The organism is Allobosea sp. BK604, from assembly GCF_004341515.1.
In the GTDB taxonomy this organism is placed as follows: Bacteria; Pseudomonadota; Alphaproteobacteria; order Rhizobiales; family Beijerinckiaceae; genus Allobosea.
In genome coordinates this window covers 239224-245716 of the sequence record NZ_SLZF01000013.1, presented here as the reverse complement: position 1 = coordinate 245716, position 6493 = coordinate 239224, and the positions used below count along the sequence as shown (strand labels likewise).

At 66.3% G+C, this 6493-nt stretch carries 2 protein-coding genes; both read right to left on the bottom strand.

Annotated elements, in window-relative coordinates; translation table 11 throughout:
* Positions 1–255: 255 nt before the first annotated feature.
* Positions 256–3999, bottom strand: a complete 3744-nt coding sequence (locus EV560_RS32030; protein WP_131859903.1) for an autotransporter outer membrane beta-barrel domain-containing protein — start codon at positions 3997–3999, stop codon at positions 256–258.
* A gap of 751 nt (positions 4000–4750) precedes the next feature.
* Complete coding sequence (sthA, locus tag EV560_RS32025) at positions 4751–6196, bottom strand: Si-specific NAD(P)(+) transhydrogenase (protein WP_131859902.1); 1446 nt, start codon at positions 6194–6196, stop codon at positions 4751–4753.
* Positions 6197–6493: the final 297 nt, after the last annotated feature.

The window sequence follows — 6493 nt, the reverse complement described above, 5'->3', positions numbered from 1 at the left end:
GCGTTTCTTCGAATCGCGAAAATTCTCTATCTACTTGTTTTGACGCATTTTCTTCACGCGAACCGGTATCCACTTCGCTCGAAAATGCTCTAGCTAACGCGTGATCCGATCAGGTTGAAGCAACCTGATCGGTGAATCCGCCTCTCAACGATTGATAGAGAACGCCTGATCCGATCTGATCGCCTCGCGATCAGATCGGCGCGTGCTCCAGGCCAGAAGGCAAACGGCCCGTTGGCTGCCAGCCGCCGGCCAGCCTTAGAAACTGACGCTCAGTTTCGCAGTTCCGCCGATCCGATGGGTATTTGACGATAGCTCGGAATCGACGCGCATGCCGAGCCGGACGCTGGGGCTGAGCCGGATGTCGGCGCCCGCCGCCAGCAGGGCCGAATTGCGATCGGGTCTCGCGCCCGTGATCGCGAAACTGGCGCCGGGCAGGCCGTTGAGGGAGGCCAGGAGGTCGGCGTCACGCTGGTAGTAGTGGGCCCAGGCGGCGCGCACGAAGCCCGTGACCGGCATGGCGCCGGCAAGCAGGTTGGCGTCAAGCTGAAGGCCGAGCTCGCTGCGGCTGACCATATCGGACCGCCGCGCCAGGGTCAGGGTGCCGGGGCTCACGCCCAGCCAATCGCGCTCGACCGCGGATGGACTGCTGGCGCGGACGGCCTGGAAGGCGGCGAGCGGCGACAAGGTGATACCGCTCCACGTGATGACGGGAAGGCTCGCCTCGATGCGCCCACTCCAGGCCTGCGTCGTGTAGGAGGCGGTGACCCCGGCGAGGCCGAGCGCAGGAATGGAGCGGGTCGTGTCCGTAGAGAGGTTCGCATAGGCCAGCGCGGCGGCGAGGTTGAGGGTTCCGAGCCTGGTTTGCCCGTAGAGGCCGGCCTGGAACACATCGGCTTCGGCCTTGCCCAACCCGGCCGAGAGCGTGGCGCGCGACTGGCCGCCAGCGACCGCGGCGCCGATCACGGTGTTGGTGCCGAGGCGGACATCTGCGCCCACGGCGACGTGGCCATCATAGAGGGTCCGGTTCGCCGAACCCACGGTCGCGTCGCCGTCAGTGCGCCCGGTCGAGCCGAAGGTCGCACCCCAGACCGAGAAGCGCGTCGGATCGAAGCTCGGCCGGCCCGGCCCATCCATCTTCGTTGGCAGATCGGCCGTGAAGCCTGCCGCACCGGCAGGGCCACCCGGCTGCCCGGCAAGGCGCCCGACACCACCCCCGTCCAGCATGGTGCGCAGGAACTGGTCGGCCGCATTGTTGGCCATGGCAGGCACAGCCGTATGCACCTCGCCCGAAAGCTGGTTCACGGCTGCCGGGATCGCAGCCGCCGGCAGATTATAGATCGCGAACAGGGCGGATGGATTGGCGCCGTTCGCCACGGCACGGTCGATCGCCGAGGCGACGGCGTAGACATTGGTCGGGTGGCCGATACCGAATTGCGGGTTCGACGGCGAGGACGGCACGGTCGGATCGATGATCGGCGCGAGCGGCTTCGGCATCAGAGTCAGCTGCACGTCGGTCGTGGTGTAGTCGACACTGGTCGTGACGCCGTCGCCGAAGCTGCCGGTCGTCTCGACCGGGCTGAAGGTGCCGGTGCGCCCTGCCGTCGCCGAAAGCAGGGTGTAGGGCGAGGAGAACAGATAGGCGCCGCCGAGGGGAACGATGCGCAGCGTGCCGGCGAGCGAGGCGGTGCCCGTGACGTTCACGCGATCGGCCGTAGCGCCCTGGATCTCGGCGACATAGGTCGAGCCGGGATTGAACGTCAGGTTGCCGTTCACCGTCAATGTTCCCGGCGAGTTGCCGGGCGCCAGCGTGCCGCTGATCGTCGTCGAGGGCAGCGCGCCCGAGCCCGCGATCGTCGCGCCGGCCGCCACCGTCAGGCCGGACGACGTGGCGATCGAGCCATTCACCACCAGCGTGCCTGCATCGACCGTGGTCGCGCCGGTATAGGCCTGAGTCGCGGACAGGGTGAACACGCCCGCGCCGGATTTCGAGAGCCCGCCGGTGCCGCTGGCGACACCGGAGTAGTCCGTGCTCGCGCCATTGGCGCCGGCGGTCAGCCGGTTGGCGTTGAGCAGCACGCCGCCGGCACCGGAAAGCGAGCCGATGGTCTCGGCCGCCTGGAGCTCGAGGGTCGCGCCCGCGGCGACGGAGACGCTGCCCATATCCGACAGCGCCAATCCGCCGTTCAGGATCAGCCGCCCGCCATTGACGTTTGTCGGGCCGGTATAGGTGTTCGCGCCCGAAAGCGTCAGCGTGCCCGGATCGATCTTCGAAAGGCCGCCGGTGCCGCTGACGATGCCGGCGATGGAAAGGAAGGTTCCGGCGTCGCTGGCGGCGGTCAGGGTATTGCCGCCGAGCACGATCGGGCCAGTCAGAGTCAGATTGCCCAGGCTCGATCTGACCGTGCCGTTGGTGGCAAGCGAGATCGGATTGGCCAGGGTCGCGCCGGCTAACGTGGATTGCAGGCTGCCGCCGGCCAGAATCACGCCGCCCGTTCCCAGCGCGCTGGCTCCACCGACTGCGAGCGCGCCACCAGTAATCGTGGTCGTTCCAGCATAGGTATTGGCACCGGTGAGGGTGAGCGTGCCGGAGCCGATCTTCACAAGGTCGCCAGCCTCGGAGATGACGCCGGAGAACGTCGTCGAGGAATTGTCGGTGCCGGTGAACAGCGTCCCGATGCCGAGCGTCACGGCGCCGGCGCCGGACAGCGATCCGATGCTCTGGCTGTAGCCGGCGAGATCGAGCGTTGCGCCCGCAGCGACGGTCACGGCGGAGCTGGCGGACAGGACGAAGTCGTTCTGGGCCCTGAAGATGCCGGCCTGCACCGATGTCGCCCCGGTATGGCGCATCGTTCCCGTCAGGTTGAACGCCCCTGCCCCGGTCTTGGTGACGCTGCCATCGCCCGAGATGGCGCCGGCATAGGTGCCGAACACAGCCTCGTCGAAGATCGCGCCCCGGCTGCCGGCCCCGCTCGCGAAGGTCAGGTTTCCAGCCATGCTGGTGGCGTCGCCCTGCAACGTGCCGGCGACGATCGCCCAATTCTGATTACCGGCGCCGGTCAGGATCCAGGTGCTCGCGCCCGATTTCTCGTAGCTGGTGAAGCCGCGATACTGCGCTGCCGGACCGATCAGCGAGGCGTTGAAGCTGCCATTGGCCGAGCCGCCCAGCACCAGCGCATTGCCTGCGACACCACCCGCCTGGACATTGCCCAGAATCGTCGCGCCGGCCTGGAGTTCGAGCCGATTGCCCGAGCCGTTCAGCTGAATCGCATTCGCTTGCGTCACACCATCGCCGGAGAGGCCGCCCGTGATCGTCGCGCCGGAACCGAGGGTCAGCATCAACCCCGTGCCGATGATACCGACACCGCCGGCTCCATCTGCGCCGTCCGTACCGTTGGTGAAGCCATGCGTACCGCCGTTGCCGCCGGTGATGGCGGCATTGACCGTGACGCTGCCGCCGTTCTGGACGAGCAGGCCCGTGCCGCCCGCGCCGCCCGAACTGCCGGTGAAGAGGGCGGTCATATCACCGCCTTGACCGCCATTACCTCCGATCACCGCGGCGTTGATCGCAAAATTGGTGCTGTTCAGCAGCAGCAGGCCCAGACCACCGGAACCGCCGGAGCCGCTGAAGGAATCCGTCGCGTTCGCCGTGCCGCCTGCGCCCCCTGCGCCGCCGGAAACCGCGAAACCGAGCGTGCCGGATGTGGCATCGAGCACGGCCCCGAAACCGCCGGCACCGCCGCCACCACCGTCGCGAAAAGTTCCAATAGCGCCGCCGCTGCCGCCTGCGCCACCCGCGCCGCCCGTGACAGCTACACCCGGGAGTGCGCCTCCGGTGCCGTTAAAGCCATGCGCACCGCCGCCGCCGCCGCCGCTGCCCGAATGGTCGGTCGTCGCATTGCCGCCGGCCACGCCGGCCGCTCCGGCGCTGGCGCCGCCGGTTCCGCCAACGCCCGCGCCGCCACCGACATTGCCACCGGCCGCACCGCTTCCGCCGGTCACGCCGGCGCCGCCGCCACCGCCGGCATATCCGTCCGGATCGGTGGGTGCGCTGCCGGGACCACCGGGACCGGTGGGATTATCTGCGCCGCCTGGGCTGAAGATCGTGCTTCCGCCGCTGCCTGCACCGCCTTCAGCGCGAGCGGGGGACGGCAACAGCGAGGAGGTCAAGGCTAAAGCAAGTGCCAGCGATGGTGTGATAAGCGCCGTGTGCCGAAGTAGAGCGGTCTTCAAGCCGTCAGTCATCTCGCCTCCCAGGCACTTCGACGCCGAGCGATTTTATTGGTCTGCAGCTCGAAACTCAGCATGACCCATGAATATGAGGTCCGCAACCAGTCTAGTCTGCTTCAACCTTGTCTGGCGACATCGGCCATGCCTGCGGGGTGGAATATTACGATCGGGTCGCGCTCCGCTTTGGGGGTATGGTCCGATCATCGAAGCGTTATCTATCGTGGTACCACTGTCCGGAAACACCAATTCAATCAGACATAAATTGCCATGGCCGTGTGGTACAATGATGATTTCAATCATTCACTTCGAGCGAAGACTATAATGACGATTGAATCCAAGCCGTAGATTGAGAAAATCCCATCGGCCGGCAAATCTTACTCAATTGGCGGGCATGACAGGCGAATGGTTGTTGGCTGAGCACTGCACCTCGAGATGGATAGTAACCCGATGGCAACGGGTCGGCTAAAAATGCCAGTTGCCCCCGTAAACGGGCCAGCCGACCACCCCAAGGGATCGCGAATTGTCACTCTGCGGGGGTCGTAAGCCGGTCACTTAGGATCTCGCTCGGCGCCGCCTGGCACACCGCCGGCATGCGGTTGAACGCGTCGAGCGCAGCGATCTTGTAGGCTTCGGCGAGCGTGGGATAATTGAACGTATTCTGCACGAAATATTCCAGCGTGCCCCGCAGGTTGAGCACCGCCTGGCCGATATGGATCAACTCGGTCGCGCCCTCGCCGACGATGTGGACGCCGAGAAGGCGCTGGTCGTCCAGGGCGAAGAGCATTTTCATCATGCCCGATTCCAGCCCCATGATGTGGCCGCGCGAGGTCTCGCGGAAGCGCGCGACACCGACCTCGTAGGGGATCTGCTGGGCGCGGACCTGCTCCTCGGTGAGACCCACTGTCGAGATCTCCGGCACCGCATAGATGCCGTAGGGAAAGAACTTCGGCGCCGGCATCAACGGCGCGCCGAAGGCATGGCAGGCGGCGATGCGGCCCTGTTCCATCGAGGTCGAGGCGAGGCTCGGGAAGCCGATCACGTCGCCCGCCGCATAGATATGCGGCACGCTCGTCTGGAAGGTCGCGGCGTCGACCGCCAGCCGACCCCGCGCGTCCGTGCTCAGCCCGGCATTCTCGAGCCCGAGATCGGCGGTGGCGCCGACCCGTCCGGCGGCATAGAGCAGCATCTCGGAGCGGATGCGGCGCTGATCGTCGAGGATTGCGATCGGCCAGCCCTGCCCGTCGCGATCGACGCGTTCGAGCTTGCAGCCGAGGCGGAAGTTCACGCCACGCTTGCGCAGATCATGGATGAACTCCTCGATGATCTCGCGGTCGATGAATTCGAGGAAGTTGGTGCGCGGCTCGATGATCGTGACGGGAACGTCGAGCGCCGAGAAAATCGTCGCGTATTCGAGCCCGATCACGCCGGCGCCGACGACAGCGAGGCTGCGCGGCACGCGCGTCTCGGCGACGAGCGAGTCCGAATCCACCACCGAATGATCGTCGAACGGGATATGGGCCGGGCGATAGGGCTTCGTGCCGACCGCGATGACGATCTTGTCCGCCGCGAACTCGGGCGTCTCGCCGTTCGACTGCGCGACCTCGATGCGGTGCGGATCGAGGAAACGCGCCGCCCCGGCGGCGGTCTGCACGCCGTTGCGGGCGAACTGGTGCTCGAGGACGTCGATCTCGTAATCGAGCGTCTTGGCGAGCCGCGCGCCGAGATCCTTGCCCTCGATATCCTTCTTCACGCGATAGGCGAGGCCGTAGAAGCCGCGTTCGCGCCAGCCCGAGAGGTTGAGCACCGTCTCGCGCAAGGTCTTCGACGGGATCGTGCCGGTATGGACAGAGACGCCACCGACGCGCAGCCGGTTCTCGACCACCAGCACCGAGCGGCCGAGCTTGGCGGCCTGAATCGCGGCGCGCCGGCCCGAAGGCCCGCTGCCGATCACGATCATGTCGTAGCGCATCCCGCCTCTCCCCCGAAAGATCGCGGCGGCATCCTCCGCGCGGCGTAACCTTCACGGGCTAGACCGGGTTCGTGACGACGCTGTTACAGCCTCGGCGACGAATAGAGGCCGGCTCGACGCCACCATGGAGAGCGGCACCTCGGGCAGATCGCCAGAATTTGAGCTGCGAGCGCCTCCAAGCCAGCAATCCTCCGCCATCTGCCCTGGCGGGAGAATGTTCGCATCGAAGCAGCGCAATATTTGGTAGTCCATTCCATTGAGTAGCGGCACATCTCAGTCGTAGTATAATTTAAATCT

Bases quoted from the DNA above. Each gene is read 5' to 3' on its own strand.
- sthA (WP_131859902.1), bottom strand. From the start codon at position 6,196: ATGCGCTACGACATGATCGTGATCGGCAGCGGGCCTTCGGGCCGGCGC.